29 protein-coding genes and 1 tRNA gene are annotated in these 25,794 nt (G+C 66.2%); 9 read left to right on the top strand and 21 right to left on the bottom strand.

Annotated features, from left to right (window positions below; genetic code table 11):
* The first annotated feature begins 186 nt into the window (after nt 1-186).
* Together M3149_RS01675 and M3149_RS01670 are read left to right on the top strand one after the other, a co-directional pair.
* Nucleotides 187-624, top strand: a complete 438-nt coding sequence (locus M3149_RS01675; protein WP_353056785.1) for an HNH endonuclease — start codon at nt 187-189, stop codon at nt 622-624.
* A complete protein-coding gene (locus M3149_RS01670; RefSeq protein ID WP_251707586.1) occupies nt 621-1,172 on the top strand; it encodes a pyridoxamine 5'-phosphate oxidase family protein in 552 nt (183 codons plus the stop codon). The genes M3149_RS01675 and M3149_RS01670 overlap by 4 nt, the downstream gene beginning before the upstream one ends.
* A 256-nt stretch (nt 1,173-1,428) precedes the next feature.
* Here the strand turns inward: M3149_RS01670 and M3149_RS01665 are convergent.
* From M3149_RS01665 to aceA, 10 genes are all read right to left on the bottom strand, one after another.
* A tRNA-Pro gene (locus M3149_RS01665) sits at nt 1,429-1,505 on the bottom strand.
* Nucleotides 1,506-1,548: 43 nt separating this feature from the next.
* Nucleotides 1,549-1,992, bottom strand: coding sequence for a MerR family transcriptional regulator (locus tag M3149_RS01660; protein WP_251707585.1), 444 nt, complete (start codon nt 1,990-1,992; stop codon nt 1,549-1,551).
* Between the two features lie 123 nt (nt 1,993-2,115).
* Nucleotides 2,116-2,442: an integration host factor subunit alpha gene (locus tag M3149_RS01655; protein WP_166225807.1), complete on the bottom strand. Its 327-nt coding sequence runs from the start codon at nt 2,440-2,442 to the stop codon at nt 2,116-2,118.
* Between the two features lie 35 nt (nt 2,443-2,477).
* On the bottom strand, nt 2,478-4,898 hold the full coding sequence (pheT, locus tag M3149_RS01650; protein WP_251707584.1) for a phenylalanine--tRNA ligase subunit beta: 2,421 nt from the start codon (nt 4,896-4,898) through the stop codon (nt 2,478-2,480).
* Nucleotides 4,899-4,923: 25 nt separating this feature from the next.
* Nucleotides 4,924-5,976 (bottom strand): phenylalanine--tRNA ligase subunit alpha, encoded by a 1,053-nt coding sequence (pheS, locus tag M3149_RS01645; protein WP_251707583.1) that lies wholly within the window; start codon nt 5,974-5,976, stop codon nt 4,924-4,926.
* Between the two features lie 106 nt (nt 5,977-6,082).
* Entirely contained in the window at nt 6,083-6,445 is a 363-nt protein-coding gene (gene rplT, locus M3149_RS01640) for a 50S ribosomal protein L20 (RefSeq protein WP_251707582.1), read from the bottom strand.
* A gap of 37 nt (nt 6,446-6,482) precedes the next feature.
* Entirely contained in the window at nt 6,483-6,686 is a 204-nt protein-coding gene (gene rpmI, locus M3149_RS01635; protein ID WP_009517525.1) for a 50S ribosomal protein L35, read from the bottom strand.
* A 184-nt stretch (nt 6,687-6,870) separates the two neighbouring features.
* A complete protein-coding gene (infC, locus tag M3149_RS01630; RefSeq protein ID WP_353056787.1) occupies nt 6,871-7,479 on the bottom strand; it encodes a translation initiation factor IF-3 in 609 nt (202 codons plus the stop codon).
* 116 nt (nt 7,480-7,595) lie between these two features.
* Nucleotides 7,596-9,503 carry a threonine--tRNA ligase gene (thrS, locus tag M3149_RS01625; protein ID WP_251707580.1) on the bottom strand — a complete coding sequence of 636 codons (1,908 nt, stop codon included), beginning with the start codon at nt 9,501-9,503 and terminating at the stop codon, nt 7,596-7,598.
* A gap of 221 nt (nt 9,504-9,724) precedes the next feature.
* A complete protein-coding gene (aceA, locus tag M3149_RS01620) occupies nt 9,725-11,056 on the bottom strand; it encodes an isocitrate lyase (RefSeq protein WP_251707579.1) in 1,332 nt (443 codons plus the stop codon).
* Between the two features lie 168 nt (nt 11,057-11,224).
* Between aceA and M3149_RS01615 the strand changes: the two genes are divergently transcribed.
* Both M3149_RS01615 and M3149_RS01610 read left to right on the top strand, forming a co-directional pair.
* Complete coding sequence (locus M3149_RS01615) at nt 11,225-11,377, top strand: hypothetical protein (protein WP_251707578.1); 153 nt, start codon at nt 11,225-11,227, stop codon at nt 11,375-11,377.
* Nucleotides 11,378-11,421: 44 nt separating this feature from the next.
* Nucleotides 11,422-12,279, top strand: coding sequence for a DMT family transporter (locus M3149_RS01610; RefSeq protein WP_251707607.1), 858 nt, complete (start codon nt 11,422-11,424; stop codon nt 12,277-12,279).
* Nucleotides 12,280-12,282: 3 nt separating this feature from the next.
* Here the strand turns inward: M3149_RS01610 and M3149_RS01605 are convergent, their stop codons facing one another.
* Both M3149_RS01605 and hemN read right to left on the bottom strand, forming a co-directional pair.
* On the bottom strand, nt 12,283-12,966 hold the full coding sequence (locus M3149_RS01605; RefSeq protein ID WP_251707577.1) for a sulfite exporter TauE/SafE family protein: 684 nt from the start codon (nt 12,964-12,966) through the stop codon (nt 12,283-12,285).
* Between the two features lie 13 nt (nt 12,967-12,979).
* Nucleotides 12,980-14,359 carry an oxygen-independent coproporphyrinogen III oxidase gene (gene hemN, locus M3149_RS01600; protein WP_251707576.1) on the bottom strand — a complete coding sequence of 460 codons (1,380 nt, stop codon included), beginning with the start codon at nt 14,357-14,359 and terminating at the stop codon, nt 12,980-12,982.
* 136 nt (nt 14,360-14,495) lie between these two features.
* Between hemN and fnr the strand changes: the two genes are divergently transcribed.
* The gene (gene fnr / locus M3149_RS01595; protein WP_251707575.1) at nt 14,496-15,215 is read left to right on the top strand and encodes a fumarate/nitrate reduction transcriptional regulator Fnr; all 720 of its coding nucleotides are present in this window, start codon (nt 14,496-14,498) and stop codon (nt 15,213-15,215) included.
* Here fnr and M3149_RS01590 read toward each other — a convergent pair.
* From M3149_RS01590 to M3149_RS01550, 9 genes are all read right to left on the bottom strand, one after another.
* Nucleotides 15,200-15,418, bottom strand: coding sequence for a hypothetical protein (locus M3149_RS01590; protein ID WP_251707606.1), 219 nt, complete (start codon nt 15,416-15,418; stop codon nt 15,200-15,202). The genes fnr and M3149_RS01590 overlap by 16 nt on opposite strands.
* 23 nt (nt 15,419-15,441) lie before the next feature.
* A complete protein-coding gene (locus tag M3149_RS01585) occupies nt 15,442-15,729 on the bottom strand; it encodes a nitrogen fixation protein FixH (RefSeq protein WP_251707574.1) in 288 nt (95 codons plus the stop codon).
* Nucleotides 15,730-15,748: 19 nt separating this feature from the next.
* On the bottom strand, nt 15,749-17,188 hold the full coding sequence (gene ccoG, locus M3149_RS01580) for a cytochrome c oxidase accessory protein CcoG (RefSeq protein WP_251707573.1): 1,440 nt from the start codon (nt 17,186-17,188) through the stop codon (nt 15,749-15,751).
* 7 nt (nt 17,189-17,195) lie between these two features.
* On the bottom strand, nt 17,196-18,104 hold the full coding sequence (gene ccoP / locus M3149_RS01575; RefSeq protein ID WP_251707572.1) for a cytochrome-c oxidase, cbb3-type subunit III: 909 nt from the start codon (nt 18,102-18,104) through the stop codon (nt 17,196-17,198).
* 13 nt (nt 18,105-18,117) lie between these two features.
* The gene (locus M3149_RS01570) at nt 18,118-18,255 is read right to left on the bottom strand and encodes a cbb3-type cytochrome oxidase subunit 3 (protein ID WP_251707571.1); all 138 of its coding nucleotides are present in this window, start codon (nt 18,253-18,255) and stop codon (nt 18,118-18,120) included.
* Nucleotides 18,256-18,266: 11 nt separating this feature from the next.
* Entirely contained in the window at nt 18,267-18,905 is a 639-nt protein-coding gene (gene ccoO / locus M3149_RS01565) for a cytochrome-c oxidase, cbb3-type subunit II (RefSeq protein WP_251707570.1), read from the bottom strand.
* Nucleotides 18,906-18,915: 10 nt separating this feature from the next.
* Nucleotides 18,916-20,370 carry a cytochrome-c oxidase, cbb3-type subunit I gene (gene ccoN / locus M3149_RS01560; protein ID WP_435370713.1) on the bottom strand — a complete coding sequence of 485 codons (1,455 nt, stop codon included), beginning with the start codon at nt 20,368-20,370 and terminating at the stop codon, nt 18,916-18,918.
* Between the two features lie 89 nt (nt 20,371-20,459).
* Nucleotides 20,460-20,597 carry a cbb3-type cytochrome oxidase assembly protein CcoS gene (gene ccoS / locus M3149_RS01555; RefSeq protein WP_251707569.1) on the bottom strand — a complete coding sequence of 46 codons (138 nt, stop codon included), beginning with the start codon at nt 20,595-20,597 and terminating at the stop codon, nt 20,460-20,462.
* 12 nt (nt 20,598-20,609) lie between these two features.
* Nucleotides 20,610-22,874: a heavy metal translocating P-type ATPase gene (locus M3149_RS01550; protein WP_251707568.1), complete on the bottom strand. Its 2,265-nt coding sequence runs from the start codon at nt 22,872-22,874 to the stop codon at nt 20,610-20,612.
* A 107-nt stretch (nt 22,875-22,981) separates the two neighbouring features.
* Between M3149_RS01550 and M3149_RS01545 the strand changes: the two genes are divergently transcribed.
* The 4 genes from M3149_RS01545 to M3149_RS01530 all read left to right on the top strand — a co-directional run bounded on the left by M3149_RS01545 (nt 22,982) and on the right by M3149_RS01530 (nt 25,790).
* A complete protein-coding gene (locus tag M3149_RS01545) occupies nt 22,982-23,425 on the top strand; it encodes a universal stress protein (protein ID WP_251707567.1) in 444 nt (147 codons plus the stop codon).
* Between the two features lie 122 nt (nt 23,426-23,547).
* Nucleotides 23,548-24,534, top strand: a complete 987-nt coding sequence (locus M3149_RS01540; protein WP_251707566.1) for an NADPH:quinone oxidoreductase family protein — start codon at nt 23,548-23,550, stop codon at nt 24,532-24,534.
* A 58-nt stretch (nt 24,535-24,592) separates the two neighbouring features.
* Nucleotides 24,593-25,108, top strand: a complete 516-nt coding sequence (locus M3149_RS01535; RefSeq protein ID WP_251707565.1) for a helix-turn-helix domain-containing protein — start codon at nt 24,593-24,595, stop codon at nt 25,106-25,108.
* 40 nt (nt 25,109-25,148) lie between these two features.
* Nucleotides 25,149-25,790 (top strand): nucleotidyl transferase AbiEii/AbiGii toxin family protein, encoded by a 642-nt coding sequence (locus M3149_RS01530; RefSeq protein WP_251707564.1) that lies wholly within the window; start codon nt 25,149-25,151, stop codon nt 25,788-25,790.
* The last annotated feature ends 4 nt before the right edge of the window (nt 25,791-25,794 follow it).

Here is a 25,794-nt window from a genome sequence, read left to right as displayed (position 1 = left end):
CGCTGGCGAACCAGTCCAGAAACTCGTTCCAGTTGCTGGGGTAGTCCTTGCCAGCTGCCGGTGATGCGATATGCTGGATATTCATCCAGTGATGGTATCCGAACTGGAGCTAAGCGGATACCCCTTACGTATATACAGTATAGAGACAGGCCATCGCTGTCCAGCCCGGCCGGCAGAATCCGAGCAATGTTCCCGACCAAGGCGGCATCGCTAGCATCGCCCGATGACTGCGTCGAATCCGTGGGACTGAACGTGGCCGGCCGTATCCGACGCCAGCTGTTGGCCGAACGCCTGGACGCCCTGCCCGACGGGCAAGGCCCCCTGCTCTGCCCCCTTTGCCAGCGGCCCATTCCGCCAGCGCAGCGCGACGCCCATCACCTGATCCCCCGCAGCGAGGGAGGTCGCCACACCGAATACCTGCACCGCATCTGCCACCGGCAGATCCATGCCCTGTTCACCGAGACCGAGCTCGCGCGGCGCTATGCCACCGTTGACGCCCTGCTGGCACACCCCGAGGTGGCCCGCTTCGTGGCCTGGGTGCGGCGCAAACCACCCGACTTCATGGAACGCACACGCAAGAGCCAGCGCCTGCGCGAAGGGCGGGGCCTGGAGTCGGGCGCATGACGGTGACCGCCATCACCGCCGAGACCTTGCCCACGCTGGTCTGGCAGGCCTTGCAGCGCGCCCCGCTCGACAAGCACCACGAATGGCGCACCCCGGTGCTGGCCACGGTGAACGCGCTGGGACACGCGCAGGCCCGCACCGTGGTGCTGCGTCAGGCCGCGCGCGACAGCGGCACGCTCAGCTTCTTCACCGACGCCCGCAGCCCCAAATGCGCCGAGTTGCGCGCACAACCCCGGGCCACACTGCTGTTCTGGAGCGCCCGCCTGGGCTGGCAACTGCGTGCAGAAGGGACGGCCCGCGTGATGACAGACGGGCCGGCCGTTGAAGCGGCCTGGGCCCGCGTGCGCACGTCGCCAGCAGCAGGTGATTACCTCTCGGCCCGACCGCCCGGCCATGTGCTCGATGGCGACGCGCCCGCCACCGCGACCAACCACCATCTGGCGGTGGTGGAGATCGCCGTGCAAGCCATGGACTGGTTGATGCTCGATCGCGCCGGGCACCGCCGCGCGCGCATCGAAGGCACACAGGTGCAGTGGCTCGTGCCCTGAAAAACGGTCAACACAAAAGAAAAAACCCGCTGCTCTTTCGCTAGCCGTTCCATAAAGGAGTTGCTAAGCGAACAGACTAGGCGGAAATCTTCAGCTGATTCAAGCACTTAGCGCCGGACTTGTCCGGCGCTTTTTCTTGGTCAGCAGTGGGCTCTCTAAGTCGTTGTCCTGCAATGAAAAACGACCACCGAAGTGGTCGTTATCAACCCCTTAACCGAACGGCTAGGCTCTTTCGAACAGCGGGTTTCCCGTGTAATGGTCGGCGTGGCGGGATTCGAACTCGCGACCCCTTGCACCCCATGCAAGTGCGCTACCAGGCTGCGCTACACGCCGACAAGCCTTGCATTATAGCCAGCAAAGCGAGGGCTTCCCGGACTCAGAAGCGCAGCAGCTCGCGAATCTCGAGCAGTTCGCGGCGCACCTCGCCCAGCAACGTGGTCTGCACAGGCGGTGCCGCCACGGTGGCGGACACCACCACCGTGTCATCTTCGTGGATCACCGCGTCGAGGTCGATCACGTCGATGGCCTCGTCGTCGTCGCGGCGGCGCTTGTCGCGCTCGTTCTGCGCGAGCTCCTGCAGCTTGTTGCGTGCTCCGCTGATGGTGAAGCCCTGCTCGTAGAGCAACTCGCGGATGCGCCGGATCATCAGCACCTCGTGGTGCTGGTAGTAGCGCCGGTTGCCGCGGCGCTTCATGGGCCGCAGCTGGGTGAATTCCTGTTCCCAGTAGCGCAGCACGTGCGGTTTCACGCCGCACAGCTCCCCGACCTCACCGATCGTGAAGTAGCGTTTGGCTGGAATGGGAGGGAGAGAATTCTCCATGTAAATCAAGGCGGTAGAAACCGAACCTTGAATTTACTCTAAGTACCGTTCGCCCGGTGGCGGGCACCCGGGTTTTCGTGAGATATGTTGTAACCAATCCCCAAGGGGAGGTACGAACGGCGCTCAATCGCCGATGACCGCAGCCTGCACCTGCTCCTTGAGCTTGGGGCTGGCGTGGAACGTGACCACGCGACGCGCCTCGATGGCCACCGGTTCGCCGGTGCGCGGGTTGCGGCCCGGGCGGGCCGCCTTGGTGCGGATCTGGAAATTGCCGAAACCGGAGATCTTGACGTCGGTGCCGTTGACCAGGCTTTCGGTGATCAGGTCGAAGAAGGCATCGATCATGTCCTTCGACTCGCGTTTGTTCAGGCCGATCTGGTCGAACAACAGTTCGGCCAGTTGCGCTTTGGTCAGGGCCGGGGTTTCGAGGCTTTCGACGGCCAGTTCCATGCGGGATCTCCTTGGGATGCGTTGGGGCCGGGCGGTCAGGTGCGCAAGCGCGCGCCCGTGCGCTGCTGCAGCGCGGCGAGCACTGCCGCCACGGTGGCCTCGATCTGTTCTTCGGTCAGTGTAGCGTCGTCGCGGTTGAGCACGAGGCGAACCGCCAGGCTCTTCTCATCGGCCGACAGGCTGCCGGCCGGGGCGCCCTTCCTGGGGCGATAGACGTCAAAGAGCACGGCGTCGCGCAGCCACTCGCCGCCGGCGGAGCGGATCGCCGCCATCACCGCGTCGTGCGTGACCGACTCGTTCACCACGATGGCGAGGTCGCGCTCGACGGGCTGGTGGCGGCTCACGGCCTGGAAGGCAGGCACGGTGCGCGCCAGCACGGCGTCGAGTTCGAGTTCGAACAGCACCGGCGCGCTCGGCAGGTCGTAGGCCTGGCGCCAGCGCGGGTGCAATTCGCCCACGTGGCCGACGCAGCGGCCGTCGAGCCAGACCGCAGCGCAGCGGCCCGGGTGCAGCGCCGGGTGCTCGGCCGCGCGGAACTCGGCTCGGCGCGGTGCCAGCAGGGCCTCCACGTCGCCCTTGGCGTCGTAGAAGTCGACCACCCGCTCGGCCTCGCCCCATTGGAGCGCGTTCACCGGCCCACCGGCCAGGCCGGCCACGCGCATGGGTTGGTCAAAGCCGGCCACGCTGGTGTCGCTGTCGGGCACCGAAGCGTCCTTGCGGAACACGCGGCCGATCTCGAACAGGCGAACACGCTCGGCGCGGCGATCGAGGTTGAACTTGAGCGCGGCGACCAGGCTGCCCACGAGCGAGGAGCGCATGACGCTCATCTGGCTCGCGATCGGGTTGAGCAGCTTGATCGGATCGGGGTTGCCCGCGAGCTCGTGCTCCCAGCGCGCTTCGACGAAGCTGAAGTTGATGGTTTCCTGGTAGCCGAGTTGGGCCAGTTGGCGGCGCAGCGCGAACGGCCCGCGGCGCGATTCGGGGCGGATCTTCGCGGTGATGGGTGCCAGCGGCGGCGTGGTGGGCAACTGTTCGTAGCCGATCAGTCGCACCACCTCTTCGATCAGGTCTTCCTCGATCTGCAGATCGAAGCGGTGCGGCGGCGGGGTGACGGTGACCGTGCCCTGCCCCTCCTGCACCGCCAGGCCCAGGCGCCGCAGCGCGTCCACGCACTGCGCCTGCGTGACGGGCATGCCGATGACCTTGGCCGCACGCGCCACGCGCAGCGTGACCGGCTTTGCCTGCGGCACGTGGATCACGTGGTCATCGATCGGCCCGGCCTGGCCGCCGCAGATCTCGAGCACCAGGCGTGTGATGTGTTCGATGTGCTCGACCGTGGTCGACGGATCGACGCCGCGCTCGAAGCGGTGGCCGGCGTCGGTGCTGAAGTTGTAGCGACGCGAACGGCCGGCGATGGCCTTGGGCCACCAGAACGCGGCCTCGATGTAGATGTTCTTCGTGTCGTCAGACACCGCGGTGGCGTCGCCACCCATGATGCCCGCGAGCGACTCGACGGCCTGCTCGTCGGCGATGACGCCGACTTCGCCATCGACCGTGATGGTGTTGCCGTTGAGCAGCTTGAGGGATTCGTCCGCACGGCCCCAGCGCACTTGCAGGCCGCCGTGGATCTTGTCGAGGTCGAAGATGTGCGAGGGACGGCCGAACTCGAACATCACGTAGTTGGAGATGTCCACCAGCGGCGAGACGCTGCGCTGGCCGCAACGTGCGAGGCGCTCGACCATCCAGGCGGGCGTCTGCGCCTGCGTGTTCACGCCGCGCACCACGCGGCCGCTGAATCGGCCGCAGAGATCGGGCGCGTCCACGCGCACCGGCAGCTTGTCGTTCAGCGCCACCGGCGCGGCGGGGAACGACGGGACCTTCAGGGGCGCGCCCGTGATGGCGGACAGTTCGCGCGCGATGCCGTACACGCTCAGGCAATGCGCCAGGTTGGGCGTGAGCTTGAGCGTGAACAGCATGTCGTCCAGCGCAAGCTGCTCGCGGATGTCGCGGCCAACCACGGCGTCGGCGGCCAACTCCAGCAGGCCACCGTGGTCTTCGGAGAGCTTGAGTTCGCGCGCCGAGCACAGCATGCCCTGGCTTTCCACGCCGCGCAGCTTGCCAAGCTTGATTTCGAATGGTTTTCCGTCGTCTGCGGGGGGCAGCACGGCACCCACCATCGCACAAGGCACCTTGATGCCCACGCGTGCGTTGGGCGCACCGCACACGATGTTGAGCAAGGCGCCCTGCCCCACGTCGACCTGGCACACGCGCAGGCGATCGGCGTTGGGGTGCTGTTCGGCGGCCTTGATCTCGCCCACGACCACCTTGGCGAACGGCGGCGCAACCGGGCGCAGCTCCTCGACCTCGAGCCCGGCCATGGTGAGTGTGTCGGCGAGTTGCTGGCTGCTCAGCGGCGGGTTGCAGAAGGCGCGCAGCCAGGATTCGGGGAATTGCATGGTGTTTGCTGTTTGGCAGACGGGCTTATCGGAACTGGCTCAGGAAACGCACGTCGCCGTCGAAGAACAGGCGCAGGTCGTTGACGCCGTAGCGCAGCATGGTCAGGCGGTCAGGCCCCATGCCGAAGGCAAAGCCGATGTAGCGTTCGGGGTCGAGCCCCATGTTGCGCACCACGTTCGGGTGCACCTGGCCCGAGCCCGCGACCTCGAGCCAGCGCCCGGCCAGCGGGCCGCTCTGGAACTGGATGTCGATCTCGGCACTGGGTTCGGTGAAGGGGAAGAAGCTGGGCCGGAAACGCAGCACCAGATCGTCGCTTTCGAAGAAGGTGCGGCAGAAATCGGTGAAGACGACCTTGAGGTCCTTGAAGCTCACGTTCTCGCCGATCCACAGGCCTTCGCACTGGTGGAACATGGGCGAGTGGGTGGCGTCGCTGTCCACCCTGTAGGTGCGGCCCGGTGCGATGACGCGGATCTCCGGCATGGCCTGCCCGGCATCAAGCGCGGCGCGGTGGCGCTTGACGTGCTGCACCGCGTGGCGAATCTGCATCGGGCTGGTGTGGGTGCGCAGCAGGTTGGGCGCCTTGGCCGAGCCGCCTTCGACGTAGAAAGTGTCGTGCATGGAACGCGCCGGGTGGTCCTCGGGCGTGTTCAATGCGGTGAAGTTGAACCAGTCGGACTCGATCTCGGGCCCGTCGGCCACCTCGAAGCCCATGGAGCCGAAGATCGCCTCGATGCGCTCCAGCGTGAGGCTCACGGGGTGAAGGCCCCCAACGCCCCGCTGGCGGCCCGGCAGGCTCACGTCCAGCGCCTCGGCCTTGAGCTGGGCTTGCAGCTCGGCATCGGCCAGGGCCTGGCGGCGATCGGTCAGCGCGGTCTCGATGGCCTGCTTGGCCACGTTGATCGCGGCACCGCGGGTTTTCTTTTCCTCGACCGACAGCGCGCCCATGCCCTTCATGAGCTCGGTGATGCGCCCGGCCTTGCCGAGGTAGCGGGCCTTGGCGTTCTCCAGGTCGACCGGCGTCGTGGCCTGTGCGAAGTCGGCGCGCGCGCTCTCAACCAGGGTGTCCAACTCGTTCATGCGATGGATGTCCGATGCAATGAAAAAAGGGTTGAAGCTGGCGGGTGACCCCTCAAGCCTCAACCCCTTCAAACGGCCGCGGGCGGACAAGCCGCCCGGCCGGGGATCAAGCGGAAGCCAGCTTGGCCTTGACCTGCTCCACGATGCTGCCGAAGGCCGCGGGATCGTTGACGGCCAGGTCGGCGAGGACCTTGCGGTCGATCTCGATCTGGGCCTTCTTCAAACCGTTGGCGAACTGGCTGTACGTCAGGCCGCAGGCGCGTGCACCGGCGTTGATACGCGCGATCCACAGCTGGCGGAACACGCGCTTCTTGGTGCGGCGATCGCGGTAGGCGTATTGGCCCGCCTTCATCACCGCCTGCTTGGCGATGCGGAAGACGTTGCCGCGACGGCCGCGGAAACCTTTGGCCAGGGCCAGGACTTTCTTGTGTCGGGCGCGAGCCGTGACACCACGTTTGACGCGAGGCATATTGCTTCTCCTTGTTCGTCGTGATTACAAGCCGGCTTTACAGCCCGGCGAAGGGCAGCATCTGCGCCATGTGACCCATGTTGGTCTCATGCACATTCACCGCACCCCGCAGGTGGCGCTTGTTCTTGGTGGTCTTCTTGGTCAGGATGTGACGCTTGAAGGCTTGACCGCGCTTGACGGTGCCACCGGGACGAACGCGAAAACGCTTCTTCGCGCTGCTCTTGGTCTTCATCTTGGGCATTGGAATGCTCCTTCTTGATTTGTGCTCGTGAGGCGCCCGTGAAAACGAATCACGGTCTTGATGGGCCCCGAGCCACTTCTGTCGCCGGGCCTTTCGGCCCTGGCGTTCGGCGATCGCCTTGCGGCCATCGCCTCGAACCAGCGGGGGACCAACCCCACCGGTTCAATCGGTTTCCTTCGCCGGCTCAGGCCGCCGAAGGGGTGGCCGCGGGCGTTGCCGCCTCGGCCGGTTTGTTCTGCGCCACGCTCTTTTTGCGGCTCGGCGCGATCATCATGATCATCTGCCGGCCTTCGAGCTTGGGAAACTGCTCCACCACGATCAGGTCGCCCAGGTCGTTGCGGATGCGGTCCAGCAGGGCCAGGCCCAGTTCCTGGTGCGTGATCTCGCGACCGCGAAAGCGCAAGGTGATCTTGCACTTGTCGCCTTCATCAAGAAAGCGGCGGATGTTGCGCATCTTGATGTTGTAGTCGCCGTCGTCGGTGCCCGGACGGAACTTGATTTCCTTGATCTCGATGACCGTCTGCTTGGCTTTCGCTTCGGCCGCCTTCTTCTGTTCCTGGTACTTGAACTTGCCGTAGTCCATCAGGCGGCACACCGGCGGGTTGGCGGTGGCGGCAATCTCGACCAGATCGACATCGAGTTCACCAGCCATGCGCAGGGCTTCCTGCAGGCTGACGATACCCAGGGGTTCGTTCTCGGGGCCGTTGAGGCGGACCTCGGGGGCCATGATTTCCCGGTTCAGGCGGTGCGCGCGTTCTTCACGCTGGCGGCGGTCGCGAAAGTTGGTAGCGATGGTGTGCGTCCTTCGTGGGGCGGTTGATGGAATCAAAAGCGGCCTTGCGGCCGCGGGTTGGCACGTGTCGAGCGCGAGGGGTACGGGGGAAGCATCGAGGGAGCGTCGCAGGACGCTCAAGCCTTGGATGAAACCGCGGATGCCACCAGTTCGGAGAAGGCCTCCAGGGGCATGACCCCGAGGTCTTTGTTACCCCGGGCCCGCACCGCCACCGCACCAGCAGCCTTCTCCTTGTCGCCCACAACGGCAATGAAAGGCAGCTTTTGCAACGCGTGCTCCCGTATTTTATACGTGATTTTCTCGTTGCGCAGGTCGGTCGTCACCCTAAGCCCTTGATTCTGCAGAGATTTCGCGATTTCCCGACAGTAATCGGCTTGGGAATCCGTGATGTTGAGCACCGCCACCTGCACGGGAGCCAGCCAGGCGGGCAGCGCGCCGGCGTGCTGCTCGATCAGGATGCCGATGAAACGCTCCAGACTGCCCACGATGGCGCGGTGCAGCATGACCGGGCGCTGGCGCGAGCCGTCCTCGGCCACGTACTCGGCATCCAGCCGCTCGGGCATGGAGAAATCGACCTGCATGGTGCCGCACTGCCACTGCCGGCCGATGGCGTCCTTGAGCGTGTATTCGATCTTCGGGCCGTAGAAGGCGCCGTCGCCGGGGGCGATCTCGAATTCGCAACCCGAGCGGCGCAGGCTTTCCATCAGCGCGTGCTCGGCCTTGTCCCAGCTCTCGTCCGAGCCGATACGCGCGGCTGGGCGCGTGGCGACCTTGTAGATGATGTTGCTGAAGCCGAAGTCGGCATAGACCTTTTGCAGCAGGGTCGTGTACGCCACGCACTCGTCGAGGATCATGTCCTCGGTGCAGAAGATGTGGCCGTCGTCCTGCGTGAAGGCGCGCACGCGCATGATGCCGTGCAGGCCGCCGGTGGGCTCGTTGCGGTGGCACTGGCCGAATTCGCCATAGCGCAGCGGCAGGTCGCGGTAGCTCTTGATGCCCTGCTTGTAGATGAGAATGTGGCCCGGGCAGTTCATCGGCTTGAGGGCGTAGTCACGCTTCTCGCTCTCGGTCGTGAACATGTTGTCGCGATACTTCTCCCAATGGCCGGTCTTCTCCCACAGCGCCTTGTCCAGGATCTGCGGGCCCTTGACCTCCTGGTAGCCGTTGTCGCGATAGATGCAGCGCATGTACTGCTCCACCTCCTGCCACAGCGTCCAGCCCTTGGGGTGCCAGAACACCGTGCCGGGGCTGTGCTCGTCCAGGTGGAACAGGTCGAGCTCGCGGCCGAGCTTGCGGTGATCGCGCTTCTCGGCCTCTTCCAGCATCGTGAGGTATTGCTGCAGGTCTTCCTTGCTGGCCCAGGCCGTGCCATAGACACGCTGCAGCATCTCGTTGCGGTGGTCGCCGCGCCAGTAGGCGCCGGCCACCTTCATGAGCTTGAAATGCTTGAGCTTGCCCGTGCTGGGCACGTGCGGGCCACGGCACAAGTCCTCGAAGCCGCCCTCGCGGTACAGGCTCACGTCCTCATTGGCCGGAATGCTCGCGATGATCTCGGCCTTGTAGTGCTCACCCATGGCCTTGAAGTGCGCCACCGCCTCGTCACGCGGCAGCACGCGGCGCTCCACCTTTTCGTCCTTGGTGGCCAGCTCGGCCATGCGCTTTTCGATCGCGGCCAGATCCTCGGGCGTGAAGGGGCGCTTGTAGGAGAAGTCGTAGTAGAAGCCGTTCTCGATGACGGGGCCGATGGTGACCTGCGCGTCCGGGTACAGCTCCTTCACCGCGTAGGCCAGCAGGTGGGCCGTGGAGTGGCGGATCATCTCCAGGCCATCGGCATCCTTGGCGGTGACGATGGACAGCGCTGCATCGCGCTCGATGGTGAAACTGGTGTCGACAAGTTTGCCGTCCACCTTGCCGCCCAGCGCGGCCTTGGCCAGGCCCGCGCCAATGGAGGCGGCGACGTCGGCCACGGTGACCGGCGCGGGGAAGCTGCGTTGCGAGCCGTCGGGGAGCGTGATCTGGGGCATGGTGCGGATTCCGGAAAAACAAAAGCGCGGCAGGGGCCGCGCTTTTGGGGGGAAGAGAAGAAGGATTCGGGCAGGCGCGAACTGCAGGCCTCACAGGGCCACGGAGAAGCTCTCCTGAGTTCGCGGTGTCATAACCGACATGCCTTTCTCGCTCTTGCTCGTTGGGGAGCCTGGATTTTCACACAAATCGTGTGAAGTCGCCCCAGGCCCCCACCAGACGATCAATGGAACTGCTCTTCCTCGGTCGAGCCGGTCAGCGCCTTCACGCTGGACGAACCGCCCTGGATCACGGTGGTCACATCGTCGAAGTAACCCGCGCCGACTTCCTGCTGGTGCGACACGAAGGTGTAGCCCTGCTCGCGCGCCTTGAATTCCGGCTCCTGCACCATCTCGGTGTAGTGCTTCATGCCTTCGCCGCGGGCGTAGGCATGCGCAAACTGGAAGGTGTTGAACCAGTTGATGTGGATGCCGGCCAGCGTGATGAACTGGTACTTGTAGCCCAGCGCCGAGAGCTCGTCCTGGAACTTGGCGATGGTCTTGTCGTCCAGGTTCTTCTTCCAGTTGAACGAGGGCGAGCAGTTGTACGACAGCAGCTTGCCCGGGCTCTTGGCATGCACGGCCTGCGCGAACTCGCGGGCGAAGCCCAGATCGGGCGTGCCGGTTTCGCACCACACCAGATCGGCGTACGGGGCGTAGGCCACGCCGCGGCTGATGGCCTGCTCCAGGCCGTTCTTCACGCGGTAGAAGCCTTCCTGCGTGCGCTCACCGGTGAGGAAGGGCTTGTCGTTGGCGTCGTGGTCGCTGGTGATCAGGTTGGCGGCCTCGGCATCGGTGCGGGCCAGCACGATGGTGGACACGCCCATCACGTCGGCGGCGAAGCGCGCAGCGATCAGCTTCTCGATGGCTTCCTGCGTGGGCACGAGCACCTTGCCGCCCATGTGGCCGCATTTCTTCACGGCCGCCAGCTGGTCTTCAAAGTGCACGCCGGCAGCGCCCGCTGCGATCATGTTCTTCATCAGCTCGAAGGCGTTGAGCACGCCACCGAAGCCGGCTTCGGCGTCGGCCACGATGGGCAGGAAGTAGTCGATGAACTCCTTGCTGCCGGGCTCGATGCCGCGGCTCCACTGGATCTCGTCAGCGCGCTTGAAGGTGTTGTTGATGCGGCGCACCATGGTTGGCACCGAGTCGTACGCGTAGAGCGACTGATCGGGGTACATGGTTTCGCTGGTGTTGCCATCGGCCGCCACCTGCCAGCCCGAGAGGTACACGGCTTCCAGGCCGGCCTTGGCCTGTTGCATGGCCTGGCCGGCGGTGATGGCGCCGAAGGCGTTCACGTAGCCCTTCTTGGCGCCACCGTTGATCTTTTCCCAGAGCTTTTCCGCGCCGCGCTTGGCCAGCGTGTGCTCGATGTGCATGCTGCCGCGCAGGCGCACCACGTCCTGCGCGGTGTAGCCACGCTTGATGCCTTTCCAGCGCGGGTTCGTGGCCCAGTCTTTTTCGAGGGCTTCGATCTGCTGCGCGCGGCTGAGCTGTTCGGTGAGGGATTGGGGCATGGAGACACTCCTGGGGTTGATGAGAGAGCGGGGGCGGAGCCGTGCATGCAGGCGCGGTGCCGTTGGAGAGACTGTAAGTCTTATAGAAGACCAAATTTGTCTCTTGTGTCTTATATAAGACAAAAAATTTCTCTTTCAAAATCAAACAGAAATCACACGAATCTCTCCATGCGAAATTTCATCTCCCATATCAAGAAATTTTGCGGCATCGCAACAACCCGCCATTCCACCATACAGAAAGAAAATTTCTCCATGCAAAAAACACCCGGTGGTACCTGCGGCATGATGCGCAGCCCGTTCACCCTCCACCGTTTCCCGTGACCTCCTTTCAACGCGCCGCCGCCTACGGCAGCCTGGGCCTGAGCATGGCGCTCGTGGGCAGCTACGTCGCCCTGTCCAAGCCACTGGTGGCTGTGTTCCCGGTGTTTCTGCTCGCGTGGCTGCGTTTCGGCATCGGCGCGCTGGCCATGGGCCGCTGGCTGCGCAAGCCGGCTGGTGAGCCACCGATCACGCCGCGCACGCGGCTGCTGCTGTTCCTCGAATCCTTCCTGGGCAACTTCCTGTTCTCGATCTGCATGCTGTTCGGCGTGAGCATGACGACCGCAGTCGCCGCGGGCGTGGTGATGTCGTCCATTCCGGCGGTGGTGGCCGTGCTGAGCTGGCTGTTCCTGCGCGAGCGCATCGGCGCGCGCAGCGCCGCGGGCATCGCGTGTGCGGCGCTGGGCATCGGCCTGTTTTCACTCGACAAGGGCGCCGGCGCCGAAGGCGTGGACGCATCGCGCGCCTTGCTGGGCAACCTGCTGGTGTTTGCCGCCGTGGTTTGCGAGGCGTCCTACGTGGTCATCGGCAAACGGCTCACGGAAGGCCTGGGCCCCAAGCGCATCTCGGCGATCATCAACCTGTGGGGGCTGGCGCTGGTCACGCCCATGGGGCTGTGGGCCGCGCTGTCGTTCGATTTCTCGGCTGTGACCGCCCCGGTGTGGGTGCTGCTGGTGTTCTATGGCCTGGCCGCCAGCGTGTGGACGGTGTGGCTCTGGATGACCGGGCTCAAGACCGTGCCGGCCTCGCAGGCGGGCGTGTTCACGGTGATGCTGCCGATCAGCGCAGCGCTCATCGGTGTGGTGTTCATGGGCGAGCGTCTCACCGCGCTGCAGGTGCTGGCATTCGGCATCGCGCTGTTGGGGCTGGTGCTCGCCACGCTGCCCGAGCGGCGCAAGGGCTGACCTTCAGGCCGCGGGCGGCGCGCACCACAGGCCCGTGGGTTGGGTGATGCCCATCCACAGCGCCCAGCCCGAGGCCAGCATGAGCACGAGGCCCGCCAGGCGGATGCCCCAACCGCCCGAGCGCCATTCGCCCAGGCGCAGCAGCAGCCAGGGCCCGGCCAGCAGCGACACGGAGGTACCGAGTGCGAACAAGGCCATCACGCCCGCGCCCTGGGCCGCGTTGGCGCTGAGTGCGGCCACCAGCAGCGCCGAATACAACAGCCCGCAGGGCATGAGCGCCCAGCCCGCCCCCAGGACGAAAGGCGCGCGCGGCCCGAGCGCCGCCATGGCCGGGCGCGCCTTGCGCCAAACGCCCTGCCCCAAGCGGTCGACCCAGGCGGGTTGGCGGGCCTGCCACAGCAGCACCGCGCCGAGCAGCAGTGCGGCCACATGGAACATGGTCCACACCGGGCGCAGCACGGCCGTGTGTTCACCCAGCCAGGCCAGGCCTTGCACCGAGCCACCGGCCAGCGCGCCCATGAGCGCGTAGCCCGCGATACGGCTGCCCTGGAAGGCCAGCAGCGCCTGCGTGCTGCGTGGCGCGCCCGCGCGGGCGATGCCGGCACAGGCTGCGCCGCACATGGCCACGCAGTGCGGCCCGCCCACAAGCCCCATGAGCAAGGCGGTGATGGCCAGCGAGCTGTTCATGCCGGCAACGGTATCAGAGGATCCGGGAAAAGCGCGCGCGATCCTGATCGACCTGCAGGTGACGGTCGAACACCATGGCAATGGCGCGGATCAGGTACCAGCCGCGGTCGGTGACCTGCACGCCGCTCTCATCGACGGTGACCAGGCCCTCCTGGACAAAATCGCCCAGGCGCTCGAGCTCGCGCGCGAAGTAGCGGCGGCTGTCGATCAGGTGGCCCTGGTCGATGGATTCGAACAGCAACTCGCCCTGGCACATCAAGGCCATGATCACTGCGCGACGCAACAGGTCGTCGCGCGTGAGCGCCAGGCCGCGCACGATCGGCAGGCGGCCCTGGTCGAGCAGATCCACATACTCCTCCAGCGTCTTGGCGTTCTGGCTGTAGGTGGCGCCGATCCGGCCGATGGCCGAGACACCGAGTGCGATCAGGTCGCAATCGGGCTGAGTGCTGTAGCCCTGGAAGTTGCGGTGCAGCCGGCCCTGCCGCTTGGCCACGGCCAGGGCGTCATCGGGCAGTGCGAAGTGGTCCATGCCCACGTAGACATACCCCGCCTCAACCAGCGTATCGAGCGAGGCCGACAGCATGGCAAGTTTCTCGGCCGCACCGGGCAACTCGGCACTCACGATGCGCCGCTGCGGCTTGAAACGCGTCGGCAGGTGCGCGTAGCCATACAGGGCCACGCGATCCGGCCGCAACTCGGTGAGCTGCGCCAGCGTGCGCCGGAACGATTCGGGCGTCTGCAGCGGCAGGCCGTAGATCAGGTCCACGTTGACGGATTCGAAGCCGATCTCACGCGCGGCCGCCACCAGCGCGAACACCTGCTCGGCCGGCTGGATGCGGTGCACTGCCTTCTGCACCGCGGGGTCGAAATCCTGCACGCCGAAGCTCAGCCGGTTGAAGCCCAGCCGGTGCAAGGCCTGCAGGCGTTGGGCATTCACCGTTCGGGGGTCGACCTCGATCGAATACTCGCCGCCAGGCACCAGGTTGAAGTGGCGCCGCAGCATGGTCATCAGGTCTTCGAGCTCGGCATCGGACAGGAAGGTGGGCGTGCCGCCCCCCAGGTGCAGTTGCGAGACTGCCTGGCCCGAACCCAGGGCCTCGATCTGCAGCTCCACCTCGCGCGAGAGGTGGCGCAGGTACTCGGCCCCCCGCGAATGGTGCTTGGTGATGACCTTGTTGCAGGCGCAGTAGTAGCAGAGCGATTCGCAGAACGGGATGTGCACGTACAGGGACAAAGGCAGTGCCATCGAGCCGGCGGCGCGCTGCGCCAGTGCCTGGCGGTAGTCCTGCTCGGTGAAGGCTTCGACGAAGCGATCGGCTGTCGGGTACGAGGTGTAGCGCGGCCCCGGCACGTCGTAGCGCTTGAGCAGATCGGAGGAGATGGCGTGGCTCACGGGAGACAAAGGTCAGAAGGTACGTGGGCACTGTGCCCCAGCGCGTGTGGGGAAGCCTTGATCAACGTCAACCGGTCGCCCAAAAAGCACGCTCCCGGGGGTATGCTTGGGGTCCAGGGGAAATACGCCGTCAGCCATGGACATTCATCGCATCAAGGTCGCCTGCTCCAGCTGCAATCTGCGTGAGCTGTGCCTGCCCATGGGCCTCAACGATGAGGAGATGGACAAGCTCGACCACCTGATCTCGACGCGCAAGCGCGTCAAGCGCGGGGATGCGCTGTTCTCGGCGGGGGATCGCTTCACCTCGCTTTACGCGGTGCGCTCGGGTTTCTTCAAGACTTGTGTGACCACCGCCGACGGCCGCGACCAGGTGACCGGCTTCCAGATGGCGGGCGAGATCATCGGCCTGGACGGCATCGTCAACGATCGCCATTCCTGCGACGCCATCGCGCTCGAAGACGCCGAGGTCTGTGTGATGCCGTTCGACGAGGTGGAGGCGCTGTCGCGCGAGTTCACCACGCTGCAGCACCACGTGCACCGCATCATGAGTCGCGAGATCGTGCGCGACCACAGCGTGATGTTGCTGCTGGGCAGCATGCGCGCGGAGGAGCGGCTGGCCGCCTTCCTGCTGAACCTGGTGCAGCGCCTGCAGGCGCGTGGTTTCTCACCGTCCGAGTTCAACCTGCGCATGACACGCGAGGAAATCGGCAGCTACCTGGGCATGAAGCTCGAGACGGTGAGCCGCACCTTCTCCAAGTTCGTCGACGACGGCATCATCGACGTCAAGCAGCGCTATGTGCACATCAAGGACACCGAGGCCTTGAAACGCATCGTCAACCCTCAGGTCTGCTCCTGATCGCCGGGCTGTGACAGCAGCACCGTGAGCGCACTGGATGCCGCGGTAGCGCCCCAGAACACGAAGAAGCTCACGGTGTAGACAGCGGCGCGCGACCACGCCAACGGCTGCCCGTTCCATTGCAGATCGCCCGGGTCCACGAAGGCGAACACCAGCATCTCCAGCACGCCGGCGAGCAGAAAGGCCGGCCACACCACCCACATCCAGTGCTTGAGGTCGCCCATGCTCAGGGCTCCTGCTTCACCACCGGCGAGGCCGCGTGATTGCGCGCCTGGTGTGCGGGCTGCAGCTTGATCAGCGCCGCCTCACGCTCACTGCCCTGCAGCGCGCGCGCCCGTTCCAGCGTGGCCTGATAGGCCTTCTTGTCCAGCACCGGGTCGGCGCCGCGGACCGCGATCACCGCGGTGGCGATTGCTGCCACCACCACGACCAGCGGGCCACCCACCACGAGCCACATCGGGCCCACGCGCCACCAGGGCACCGGGGTCTGCAATTCGTCTGTTCTGGTCGTCATGTGCTTGTCCTTGTTTTGTTCATCGGGGGACGATGAAGGTGCTCTTCTCGCGCACCTGCAGACCGTCCTGCTGCGCAACGCCCACGTCGAACGTGATGGGGTGCGATCCACTGGCCGCCGCCCCCGGCGGCACCTGCACGCGCGCGGCCACGGCACGCACCTCGGCGGGCGCCACCTGCACGGTGGGCTCGGACGCCAGCTCGATGCCGGGCAACCCATCCACGCGCAGTTCGTAGGTCTGCAGGGTCTCGGTCGCATTCATGATCTGCAGGCGATACACGTTTTCGATGCGACCCTGCCCCACTTCGCGCGCCAGTGCCCCGCGATCGCGGATCACGTCCACCTTGAGCGGCACACGCATCAACAGGCTGCCGAACACCGCCAGGGTGATCGCCAGCAAGATGCTGCCGTACACCAGCACGCGCGGGCGCAACGCACGGCGCACCATCTGCGCGCGGCTCCAGCCATTGGCCAGGCCATTCTGGGTGGCAAAGCGGATCAGCCCACGCGGGTAGCCCACCTTGTCCATCACGTCATCACACACGTCGATGCAGGCCGCGCACCCGATGCATTCGTATTGCAGGCCCTTTCGGATGTCGATGCCCGTGGGGCAAACCTGCACGCACAGCGTGCAGTCCACGCAACTGCCCAGCCCCAGCGCCTTGGGGTCGGCCTTCTTGCTGCGCGCACCGCGCGGTTCACCGCGCGCCTCGTCGTAGGTGACGATCATGGTGTCACGGTCGAACATGGCGCTCTGGAACCGCGCGTAGGGGCACATGTACTTGCACACCTGCTCGCGCAGGAAGCCCGCGTTGCCGTAGGTAGCGAAGCCGTAGAACAGGATCCAGAAGGTCTGCCACGGCCCGAGCGACATCGCCGCCACCAGACCCGCGAGTTCGCGGATCGGGGTGAAGTAACCCACGAAAGTGAAACCCGTCCACAGGCCCACCGCGGCCCACAGCCCGTGCTTGAGCGCGCGCTTGCCGAACTTGGCAGCGTTCATGGGTGCGGCGTCCAGGCGCAGTCGCGCGCTGCGGTCGCCCTCCACGCGGCGCTCGATCCACAGGAACATCTCGGTGTAGACGGTCTGAGGGCAGGCAAAGCCGCACCACAGGCGCCCCGCCACGGCGGTGAAGAGAAACAGCGCGAGGGCGCTGATGACCAGCAAGCCCGTGAGGTAGATGAAGTCCTGCGGGTACAGCACCAGCGGAAACAGGAAGAAGCGCCGCGCCTCCAGATCGAACAGCACCGCCTGGCGTCCATTCCACGTCAACCACGGCAGCCCGTAGAACACCAGCTGCGTGGCCCAGACGAAGAACAAGCGCCAGCGCGTGAACAGGCCCGAGACCGAACGCGGGTGGATCTTCTGCCGCGAGGCATAGAGCGAGACCATCACCTCGTCATCGCCCACCGGCTGGATGGGGATGACGCGGTTCGGCGTTTCCGCCGGATTGCTCATGCGGTGCTCACTTCTGCGCGCGGTTGGAAAGACCCCAGACGTAGGCGCTCAGCACGTGGATCTGGTCGGCCGTGAGCAGCTGGTTCTGTGCCGGCATCTGGTTGCTGATGCCGTTGGTGACGGCGCGCACGATGGCCTCTTCGCCCCAGCCGTGCAGCCAGACGTTGTCGGTCAGGTTCGGCGCGCCCATGGCGGGGTTGCCCTTGCCGTCGCCGCCGTGGCAGGCCGCGCAGGCGGTGAACCTGGCGCGCCCCTGCGAGGCGCGCACGCTGTCATGCGGGCTGCCCGATAGGCTCAGCACGAAGTGGGCGACATTGCGCACATCGTCCGCACCGCCCACGGCAGCAGCCATCGGCGGCATCACGCCATGGCGGCCCTGCGTGATGCTGGCCTTGATGACTTCCGGGTCACCGCCATAGAGCCAGTCGCCATCGGTGAGGTTGGGGAAACCACGCGAACCGCGGGCGTCCGACCCATGACATTGCGCGCAGTTGTTCATGAACAGACGCTCCCCGATGGCCATGGCCTGCGCATCGTTGGCCAGTTGTGGCGCGGGCTGGCCGCTGAACTGCGCATACAGGGGCGCGATGGCAGCCTGGTGACGCTGCACCTCGGCCGTGTGTTGCCCTTGCGAGGACCAGTTGAGCACACCCTGATAGCGGCCGAACATGGGGTACAGGACGCCATAGGCGAGGCTGAAAACCACGGTGATGATGAACAGCCAGACCCACCACTTGGGCAGCGGGTTGTTGAGCTCGCGCAGGTCTTCGTCCCACACGTGGCCGGTGGTGTTGTCGTCGTGCGCCTTGACCTTGGTGGTGCCGCTGATCCACAACAGCACGGCACAGGCCACGATGCTGACGAGGGTGAGCACCGCCACATAGAGGTGCCAGAAATCGCTGGTGAAGTCGCTCATGGTGTTGTTCTCTTCATTCGTCCTGGAATGGCAGGCGGGCGGCCTCGTCGAAGCGATCGCGGTTGCGGCGCGACCAGGCCCAGCCCACGATGCCGAGAAAGACCAGCAGGCTGATGACGGTGACGAGGGAGCGCAGATCGTTGATGTCCATGGCGACCTCCGTCATTTGCCGGCGTTGCCCAGCGCGGTGCCCAGCACCTGCAGGTAGGCAATCAGCGCGTCCATCTCGGTCTTGCCTTTCACGGCCTCGACCGAACCCTGGATTTCTTCATCGCTGTAGGGAGCGCCCAGCGTGCGCAGCACTTCCATGCGGCGCGGCATGCCTTCGGCCTTGACGGGCTTCTTCTCCAGCCACGGATAGGCCGGCATGTTCGACTCGGGCACCAGGTCGCGCGGGTTGATGAGGTGGATGCGGTGCCACTCGTCGCTGTAGCGGCCGCCCACGCGGGCCAGGTCAGGCCCGGTGCGCTTGCTGCCCCACTGGAAGGGCCGGTCATAGACGAACTCGCCCGCCACCGAATAGTGGCCGTAGCGCAGCGTCTCGGCCTGGAACGGCCGGATCATCTGCGAGTGGCAGTTGTAGCAACCTTCCTTGACGTAGACATCGCGTCCGGCGAGTTGCAGCGCGGTGTAAGGCTTGAGGCCTTCGACCGGCTGCGTGGTGGACTTCTGGAAGAACAGCGGCACGATCTCGACCAGGCCGCCGACGGCGATCACCACGACGATCAGCACGATCATCAGGAAGTTGTTGGTCTCGATCCGCTCGTGGGTGAAGCCGGCGGGTTTCTGTGGGTTGGCCATGTCGGACACCTCAGGCGTGAGCAGGTTGTACGGCGGGGATGCGCACCGGCTCGATGCGGCCCTGGCGCGCGGTCATGATCACGTTCCACAACATCACGCACATGCCAGCGAGGTAGAGCACGCCACCAGCCAGGCGGATCACGTAGAAGGGGAACGTGGCCTTCACCGATTCGACGAAGGTGTAGGTGAGACTGCCGTCGGGGTTGATCGAGCGCCACATCAGGCCCTGCATCACGCCGGCGATCCACATCGCAGCGATGTAGAGCACGATGCCGATGGTGGAGATCCAGAAGTGCAGCTCGATCGCAGGTACCGAGTACATCTGCTTCTGCCCGTAAAGCCGCGGCACCAGGTAGTACATGGAACCCATGGTCACCAGGCCCACCCAGCCCAGCGCACCCGAGTGCACGTGGCCGACGGTCCAGTCGGTGTAGTGCGACAGCGCGTTGACCGTCTTGATCGACATCATCGGGCCCTCGAAGGTCGACATGCCGTAGAACGAGAGCGAGACGATCAGGAAACGCAGGATCGGGTCGTCGCGCAGTTTGTGCCACGCGCCCGAGAGGGTCATGATGCCGTTGATCATGCCGCCCCAGCTGGGTGCGAGAAGAATTAGCGAGAACACCATGCCCACCGATTGCGCCCAGTCGGGCAGCGCGGTGTAGTGCAGGTGGTGCGGGCCGGCCCACATGTAGGTGAAGATCAGCGCCCAGAAGTGCACGATCGACAGGCGATACGAATACACCGGGCGCTCGGCCTGCTTGGGGATGAAGTAGTACATCATCCCGAGGAAGCCGGCCGTGAGGAAGAAGCCCACCGCGTTGTGGCCATACCACCACTGCACCATCGCGTCCTGCACGCCAGCGTAGGCCGAGTAGCTCTTGAACAGATCCACCGGCAGTGCCGCGCTGTTGACGATGTGCAGCAGCGCCACCGCCAGGATGAAGGCACCGAAGAACCAGTTGGCCACGTAGATGTGGCGTACCTTGCGCATGCCGATGGTGCCGAAGAACACCACCGCGTAAGCCACCCACACGGCTGCGATCAGCAGGTCGATCGGCCACTCGAGTTCGGCGTACTCCTTGCCTTGCGTCATGCCCAGCGGCAGCGTGATGGCCGCCAGCACGATCACCAGTTGCCAGCCCCAGAAGGTGAAGGCCGCCAGGCCGCCCCCGAACAGCCGTACGTGACAGGTGCGTTGCACGACGTAGTAGCTGGCCGCGAACAGGCCGCAGCCGCCAAAGGCGAAGATGACCGCGTTGGTGTGCAGCGGGCGCAGGCGGCCGTAGCTCAGCCACTCGATGCCCAGATTCAGCGCCGGCCAGGTCAGCTGCGCGGCGATGATGACGCCGACCAGCATGCCCACCACACCCCAGACCACGGTGGCCAGGGCGAACTGCCGCACCACCTTGTCGTTGTAGACCGCGGCCTCAGCGGTTGCTGCCTTGTTGTTGCTCATGGCCATGGGCCACTCCTCTTCTATGGTTCCTTGCGAGTGTCCGCAAGGCGTCCCCGATCACGCTTGACCTGGATCAAGCGCCCCTCAATCGGTGCTCATTCCCGCTCCAGGATGCGTTCGCCCTCGCGCTCCACCTGGTCGAACTGGCCGGCCTGCAACGCCCACCAGAACACGCCCAGGATGCCGAAGACGATCAGGATCGACAGCGGGATCAGCAGGTACAGAATGTCCATGTCGTTGCGTGTTCAGCGGTCGGCGTTCAGGCGCCATGCGTTGGCGATGACGAGCAGCGAACTCAAGGCCATGCCCAGGCCAGCCAGCCAGGGCGGCATCCAGCCGATGAGGGCCAGCGGCACGCACACCGCGTTGTAGGCCGCGGCCCATGCAAGGTTCTGGCGCACCACGCGCAGCGTGAGCCGGGCCCGCTCGATCGTGTCCACCACGTCGAGCAGACGACCGCTTTGCACCACCACGTCGCTGCGCGCCTGGGCCAGCGGGGCAGCACGGCCGATGGCAAAGGAGGCCTCGGCCCAGGCCAGCACCGGGCCGTCGTTGAGGCCGTCACCCACCATCGCCACACGCCAGCCGCGCGCCTGCAGGGCCTGAAGCTGCGTCAGCTTGTGCTCGGGGGAGGCCTCGGCAATCACTTCGTCCACGCCCACGGCCTGGGCCACACGGCGCGCCGCACTGGCGCGATCGCCCGACAGCACCCAGGTGCGGATGCCCTGCGCGCGCAGCCGGTTCACGGCGTCGCGCGCGTCCTCGCGCACGGCCTCGCGAAACTCGAACGTGGCGAGCCAGCCCTGTTCGTCGGCGAGATAGCTGCGCGGTCCGTCGGCATCGTGCTCGGGCATGGCGCCGGCGAACAAGGCCGAACCCAGGCGCCAGCATCGGCCCTGTGCATCGCGCGCCTCGACGCCCTGCCCCGCGCGCTCCTGCAGCGAATGCCAGCGAACGGTGGGGTCGGCCGTCGCGGCCGCAGCAATCGCGCGCGCCACCGGGTGCAGCGAGTCGCGGGCCAGTGCCGCGGCCTGGGCGAGCACCGCGTCTCGCTCGGCGCCCGAGCGCAGGCGAACGCCGGCCAGTTCCAGCCGGTCCTGCGTCAAGGTGCCGGTCTTGTCGAACACCACCGCGTTCACGCCGGCCATGGCCTCGAAGGCCTGCAGCCGGCGCACGAGCACGCCGCGTCGCGCCAGCGCACCGGCCGAGGCGAGCATGGCTGCCGGCGTGGCCAGCGACAGCGCGCACGGGCAGGTGACGATGAGCACCGCCACTGCGATGGCCAGCGCACGCGACGGGTCGACCTGCCACCACGCCCAGCCAGCGGCAAAAGCGGCCAGCATCACCAGCACCAGAAACGGCGCCGCGATGCGGTCGGCCAGCACCGCCAGGCGCGGCTTGTCGGTCGCGGCCTGCTCCATCAGCCGCACGATCTGCGCGAAGCGCGTGTCGGCGCCCAGCCGGTCCACCCGCACGCGCACCACGCCACCGAGGTTGAGGCTGCCAGCGATCACGCCCTCGCCACGCGAGCGCGTGCAGGCACGTGATTCGCCGGTGAGCAAGGCTTCATCGACCGTGGCGCCCTGGTCGAGCAGCACGCCGTCACCCGGGAAGGCCTCGCCCGCGGCCACACGCACCACGTCGCCCACGCGCAGGCGGCGCGCCGAGATGGTTTCGGTGCGGCCATCGGCCAGTTCGCGCACCACCGCCGCCGGCAACCGGTTCATCAGCGCATCCAGCGCACCCGCGGTGCGTTCGCGCAAACGGGCCTCCAGGTAGCGCCCACCGAGCAGGAAGGCCACGAACATGGTGAGCGAGTCGAACCAGACCTCGTGGCCCCAGGGGCCCGAAGGGTCGAAGGTGGCGGCCGAACTCGCCAGGAAGGTGACCGCAATGCCCAGTGCGACGGGCGTATCCATGCCGATCCGGCGACGCCTGAGGTCGGCCCAGGCTTGGGCGAAGAAGGGGCCGCTGGCGAAGAAGACCACCGGAACGCTGAGCACCCAGCTGGCCCAGCGCAGCAACTGATCGATGTCGGGCGGGATGTCGCCGGGGTCCGCCACGTAGGCAGGCCAGGCAAACATCATCACCTGCATCATGCAAAAGCCCGCCACGAACAGGCGCCACAGCGCCAGGCGCGACTCGCGCCAGCGTTCGTCGAGCGAGAGCGCCTGTTGCAGCGGCAGCAGCCGGTAGCCGTGGTCGCCCACGCGGCGTGCCAGTGCCGACAGCGTGGTGTAGGCCGGGTTCCAGCGCACGCGCAGGCGGCGCGATGCGGCGTTCACCTGAGCGGCGTCCACACCGGGCACGCCATCGAGCGCGGCCTCGACCGCATCGGCGCAGGCGGCGCAGAACATGCCCTGCACCACCAGCACCGATTCGCGGCGCGGGTCGTCCTCATCCACCACGGCGGTGAACGCCTCCTGCTCGAACGGATCGTCGAGCACGGCAAAGTCGTCGTTGACGGTCAGCGGGCCCCGGTGGCCGCTGGCCCAGGCGGCGCTGCTCATGGACCGACAGCTTAGGCGCATCCCGCCGCAGTGGGGTTGACCTGGATCAACGGTCGGTGGCAAGGTCGGGCGTAAGGTGCAGCCACCCCAACAAGAAGGAGATGACCATGTACAAGCGCATCCTGCTCGCCACCGACGGCTCCAAGCTTTCCCAGAAGGCCGTGGATCACGCCCTGGGCCTGGCCGACCTGACCGGCGCCGAGGTCGTGGCGCTCAAGATCGTGCCGCGCTATCCGCAGACCTACTTCGAGGGCGGCGTGGCGCTCGCTGCAGCCGAGATCGCGCGCATCGAGAAGCAATGGCAGGCCGATGCGATGGAGACCGTCAATGCGGTGAAGGCTCTGGGCCAGAAGCGCGAGGTGAAGGTCAAGCCCGTGACGGCCAAAGGTGACCTCGTGGCCGAGGCGGTGATTGCCACCGCCAAGCGCCAGAAATGTGACCTGATCGTGATGGCCTCGCACGGACGCCGTGGCATCAAGCGCCTGCTGCTGGGCAGCGAGACCCAGCAGGTGCTCACGCACTCGCACATCCCCGTGCTCGTGCTGCGCTGAAGACGGCGCCGCACAGCCCAGCGTTTCGTCACCCAAGGGACAGGCCGCGGGCAAGCCCGCTGCCTGCGCGCGCCGCTGCTGCCTATCATGGCCGGCAGAACCACCACCCGAGGAGACGAGCCATGCACGCCTGGCTGTGCGAGAACCCCGTGGGCGTTGATGCCCTGCAATGGAAGGAACTGCCCACGCCCGAGCCCGGTGCAGGTCAGGTGCGCATCCGCATCGAAGCGGCCAGCCTGAACTTTCCCGATCTGCTGATCGTGCAGAACAAGTATCAGATGAAGCCCCCGCTGCCGTTCGTGCCGGGCAGCGAATACGCCGGCGTCATCGAAGCCATCGGTGAAGGGGTCAAGCACCTCAAGCCTGGCCAGCGCGTGGCGTGCCTCAGCGGCACCGGCGGCTTCGGCACGCACACCCTGGCGCCGGCCGCGCTGTGCATGCCGCTGCCCGAAGGCTTCCCCGCGGTGGACGCGGCAGCTTTCATCATGATCTACGCCACCTCGCACCACGCGCTGATCGATCGCGCGCAACTCAAGGCGGACGAAACCGTGCTGATCCTCGGCGCGGCCGGCGGCGTGGGCACGGCCGCGATCCAGATCGCCAAGGCCGCCGGCGCGCGGGTGATCGCGGCCGCCTCCAGCGACGACAAGTGCGCGCTGTGCAAGCAACTCGGCGCCGACGCGACCATCAACTACAGCACGCACACGCCGCAGGCCGGCCTGCGCGACGAGATCAAGCGCCTCACCGACGGCAAAGGCCCCGATGTCGTCTACGACCCGGTCGGTGGCGACTTCGCCGAGCCGGCGTTTCGCTCCATCGCCTGGCGCGGGCGCTACCTGGTGGTGGGCTTTGCCAGCGGCCCCATCCCCAGCCTGCCTTTGAACCTGACGCTGCTCAAGGGCGCCAGCATCGTGGGCGTGTTCTGGGGCGATTTCGCCAGACGCGAACCGCAGGCCAACGCGGCCATGATGCAAACGCTCGCGCAGATGTACGCCAAGGGCCAGATAAAGCCCCTGGTGGATCAGACGCTGCCGATGCGTGAATTGCCCAGGGCCTACGCGATCATGGGATCGCGCTCGGTCAAGGGCAAGCTGGTGCTGGTGAACTGAATCCCGACATGTATCGCATTCTTTGCATATCAGGCATTGAATGCATAAAATGCGATACATGCCCGCCAACCCCACCATCAACGACGCCACCACGCGGCTGCTGCAGGAGCTGGGCGAACGACTGCGCCTGGCGCGCCTGCGGCGCGGGCTGAGCGCTCAGTCGGTGGCCGACGCCGCCGGCACCACACGCGTTACGCTGCACCGGCTCGAAGCCGGCGCCCCTGCGGCCACCCTCGGCACACTCGCCAAAGTGATGGAGGCGCTCGATCTGGCATCGGACATGGTTCTGCTGGCGCGAGACGACCGCATGGCGCGCCAGCAACTGGATGCGCGCCTTCCCGCGCGCCGGGCGGCGCAGCCGCCGCGCGCCATCCGCTTGCTGGACCTGCCACACCTGCGCGAGGTCGCGGCCTGGCACTTGCCAGAAGTTGACACCACCCTGAGTCCGCAGGAAGTCTTCAACCTTTACGAAAGAAACTGGCGCCATATCGACCCCACGAAGATCACCGGCAAGGAGGCCAGACTGCTCAAGCGCCTGACGCAGACCGTCGGCAAGGGGGTGATGCTTGTTTGAGCGCGAGCACCACCGCCGGATCGCAGCCCTGCTCGAAAGCATGGACCCTGCCCTGCTGCTGCAGCATCGCTGTCTGTTCGGTGGCGGCACCGCGATTTCCCTCTCGCGCGGCGAGTACCGCGAGTCCGTCGACATCGATTTCATCTGCTCGTCCGTCGAGGGCTATCGCGGCCTGCGTGAGCGCGTGGATGTGCGCAGTCTGGACTGGCTGTTTCGCGACCCTGTGACGCAGCACCGGGAGCCCCGCATCGACCAGTACGGCATCCGCTTCGCTGCGGGCATCGACGCCGTGCCCGTGAAAGTCGAGATCACATTCGAGGGCCGCATCGATCTCGACGACCCTTTGCCGGAGGACCGCATCGGTGGCATCTGGACCATGGGCCGCGACGATCTCACCGCGACCAAGCTCATGGCCAACGCCGATCGCTACGCCGACGACGCCATGTCAAGCCGCGACCTCATCGACCTCGCGATGCTGTCCGACGACGGCAAACTGGCTCCTGCGGGCGTGGCCAAGGCCCGCAGAGCCTACGGCCGCAGCATCGACGACGCCCTCGTGCGCGCCAAGGCGCTGCTGCTGGAACGCGAAGGCCGGCTGGCGCTGTGCATGAAGCGCATGAGGATGACGCTGGCGCAGGCCGATCTGCGCACGCGGATTGCGCAACTGCACATCGCCGCATAGCGCA

It is taken from the genome of Hydrogenophaga intermedia, assembly GCF_023715105.1.
Classification (GTDB): domain Bacteria; phylum Pseudomonadota; class Gammaproteobacteria; order Burkholderiales; family Burkholderiaceae_C; genus Hydrogenophaga; species Hydrogenophaga intermedia_A.
This window is presented reverse-complemented; position numbering and strand designations above follow the sequence as displayed.

Bases quoted from the DNA above. Each gene is read 5' to 3' on its own strand.
- M3149_RS01670 (WP_251707586.1), top strand. From the start codon at position 621: ATGACGGTGACCGCCATCACCGCCGAGACCTTGCCCACGCTGGTCTGG.
- ccoG (WP_251707573.1), bottom strand. From the start codon at position 17,188: ATGAGCAATCCGGCGGAAACGCCGAACCGCGTCATCCCCATCCAGCCG.
- M3149_RS01605 (WP_251707577.1), bottom strand. From the start codon at position 12,966: ATGAACAGCTCGCTGGCCATCACCGCCTTGCTCATGGGGCTTGTGGGC.
- M3149_RS01610 (WP_251707607.1), top strand. From the start codon at position 11,422: ATGGCGCTCGTGGGCAGCTACGTCGCCCTGTCCAAGCCACTGGTGGCT.
- M3149_RS01585 (WP_251707574.1), bottom strand. From the start codon at position 15,729: ATGACGACCAGAACAGACGAATTGCAGACCCCGGTGCCCTGGTGGCGC.
- rpmI (WP_009517525.1), bottom strand. From the start codon at position 6,686: ATGCCCAAGATGAAGACCAAGAGCAGCGCGAAGAAGCGTTTTCGCGTT.
- M3149_RS01660 (WP_251707585.1), bottom strand. From the start codon at position 1,992: ATGGAGAATTCTCTCCCTCCCATTCCAGCCAAACGCTACTTCACGATC.
- aceA (WP_251707579.1), bottom strand. From the start codon at position 11,056: ATGCCCCAATCCCTCACCGAACAGCTCAGCCGCGCGCAGCAGATCGAA.
- fnr (WP_251707575.1), top strand. From the start codon at position 14,496: ATGGACATTCATCGCATCAAGGTCGCCTGCTCCAGCTGCAATCTGCGT.
- ccoO (WP_251707570.1), bottom strand. From the start codon at position 18,905: ATGGCCAACCCACAGAAACCCGCCGGCTTCACCCACGAGCGGATCGAG.
- M3149_RS01615 (WP_251707578.1), top strand. From the start codon at position 11,225: ATGCGAAATTTCATCTCCCATATCAAGAAATTTTGCGGCATCGCAACA.
- M3149_RS01590 (WP_251707606.1), bottom strand. From the start codon at position 15,418: ATGTGGGTGGTGTGGCCGGCCTTTCTGCTCGCCGGCGTGCTGGAGATG.
- M3149_RS01675 (WP_353056785.1), top strand. From the start codon at position 187: ATGTTCCCGACCAAGGCGGCATCGCTAGCATCGCCCGATGACTGCGTC.
- M3149_RS01570 (WP_251707571.1), bottom strand. From the start codon at position 18,255: ATGGACATCAACGATCTGCGCTCCCTCGTCACCGTCATCAGCCTGCTG.
- M3149_RS01545 (WP_251707567.1), top strand. From the start codon at position 22,982: ATGTACAAGCGCATCCTGCTCGCCACCGACGGCTCCAAGCTTTCCCAG.
- pheT (WP_251707584.1), bottom strand. From the start codon at position 4,898: ATGCAATTCCCCGAATCCTGGCTGCGCGCCTTCTGCAACCCGCCGCTG.
- ccoN (WP_435370713.1), bottom strand. From the start codon at position 20,370: ATGGCCATGAGCAACAACAAGGCAGCAACCGCTGAGGCCGCGGTCTAC.
- M3149_RS01535 (WP_251707565.1), top strand. From the start codon at position 24,593: ATGCCCGCCAACCCCACCATCAACGACGCCACCACGCGGCTGCTGCAG.
- ccoP (WP_251707572.1), bottom strand. From the start codon at position 18,104: ATGAGCGACTTCACCAGCGATTTCTGGCACCTCTATGTGGCGGTGCTC.
- pheS (WP_251707583.1), bottom strand. From the start codon at position 5,976: ATGAACGAGTTGGACACCCTGGTTGAGAGCGCGCGCGCCGACTTCGCA.
- M3149_RS01655 (WP_166225807.1), bottom strand. From the start codon at position 2,442: ATGGAACTGGCCGTCGAAAGCCTCGAAACCCCGGCCCTGACCAAAGCG.
- M3149_RS01540 (WP_251707566.1), top strand. From the start codon at position 23,548: ATGCACGCCTGGCTGTGCGAGAACCCCGTGGGCGTTGATGCCCTGCAA.
- M3149_RS01530 (WP_251707564.1), top strand. From the start codon at position 25,149: ATGGACCCTGCCCTGCTGCTGCAGCATCGCTGTCTGTTCGGTGGCGGC.
- rplT (WP_251707582.1), bottom strand. From the start codon at position 6,445: ATGCCTCGCGTCAAACGTGGTGTCACGGCTCGCGCCCGACACAAGAAA.
- M3149_RS01550 (WP_251707568.1), bottom strand. From the start codon at position 22,874: ATGAGCAGCGCCGCCTGGGCCAGCGGCCACCGGGGCCCGCTGACCGTC.
- thrS (WP_251707580.1), bottom strand. From the start codon at position 9,503: ATGCCCCAGATCACGCTCCCCGACGGCTCGCAACGCAGCTTCCCCGCG.
- ccoS (WP_251707569.1), bottom strand. From the start codon at position 20,597: ATGGACATTCTGTACCTGCTGATCCCGCTGTCGATCCTGATCGTCTTC.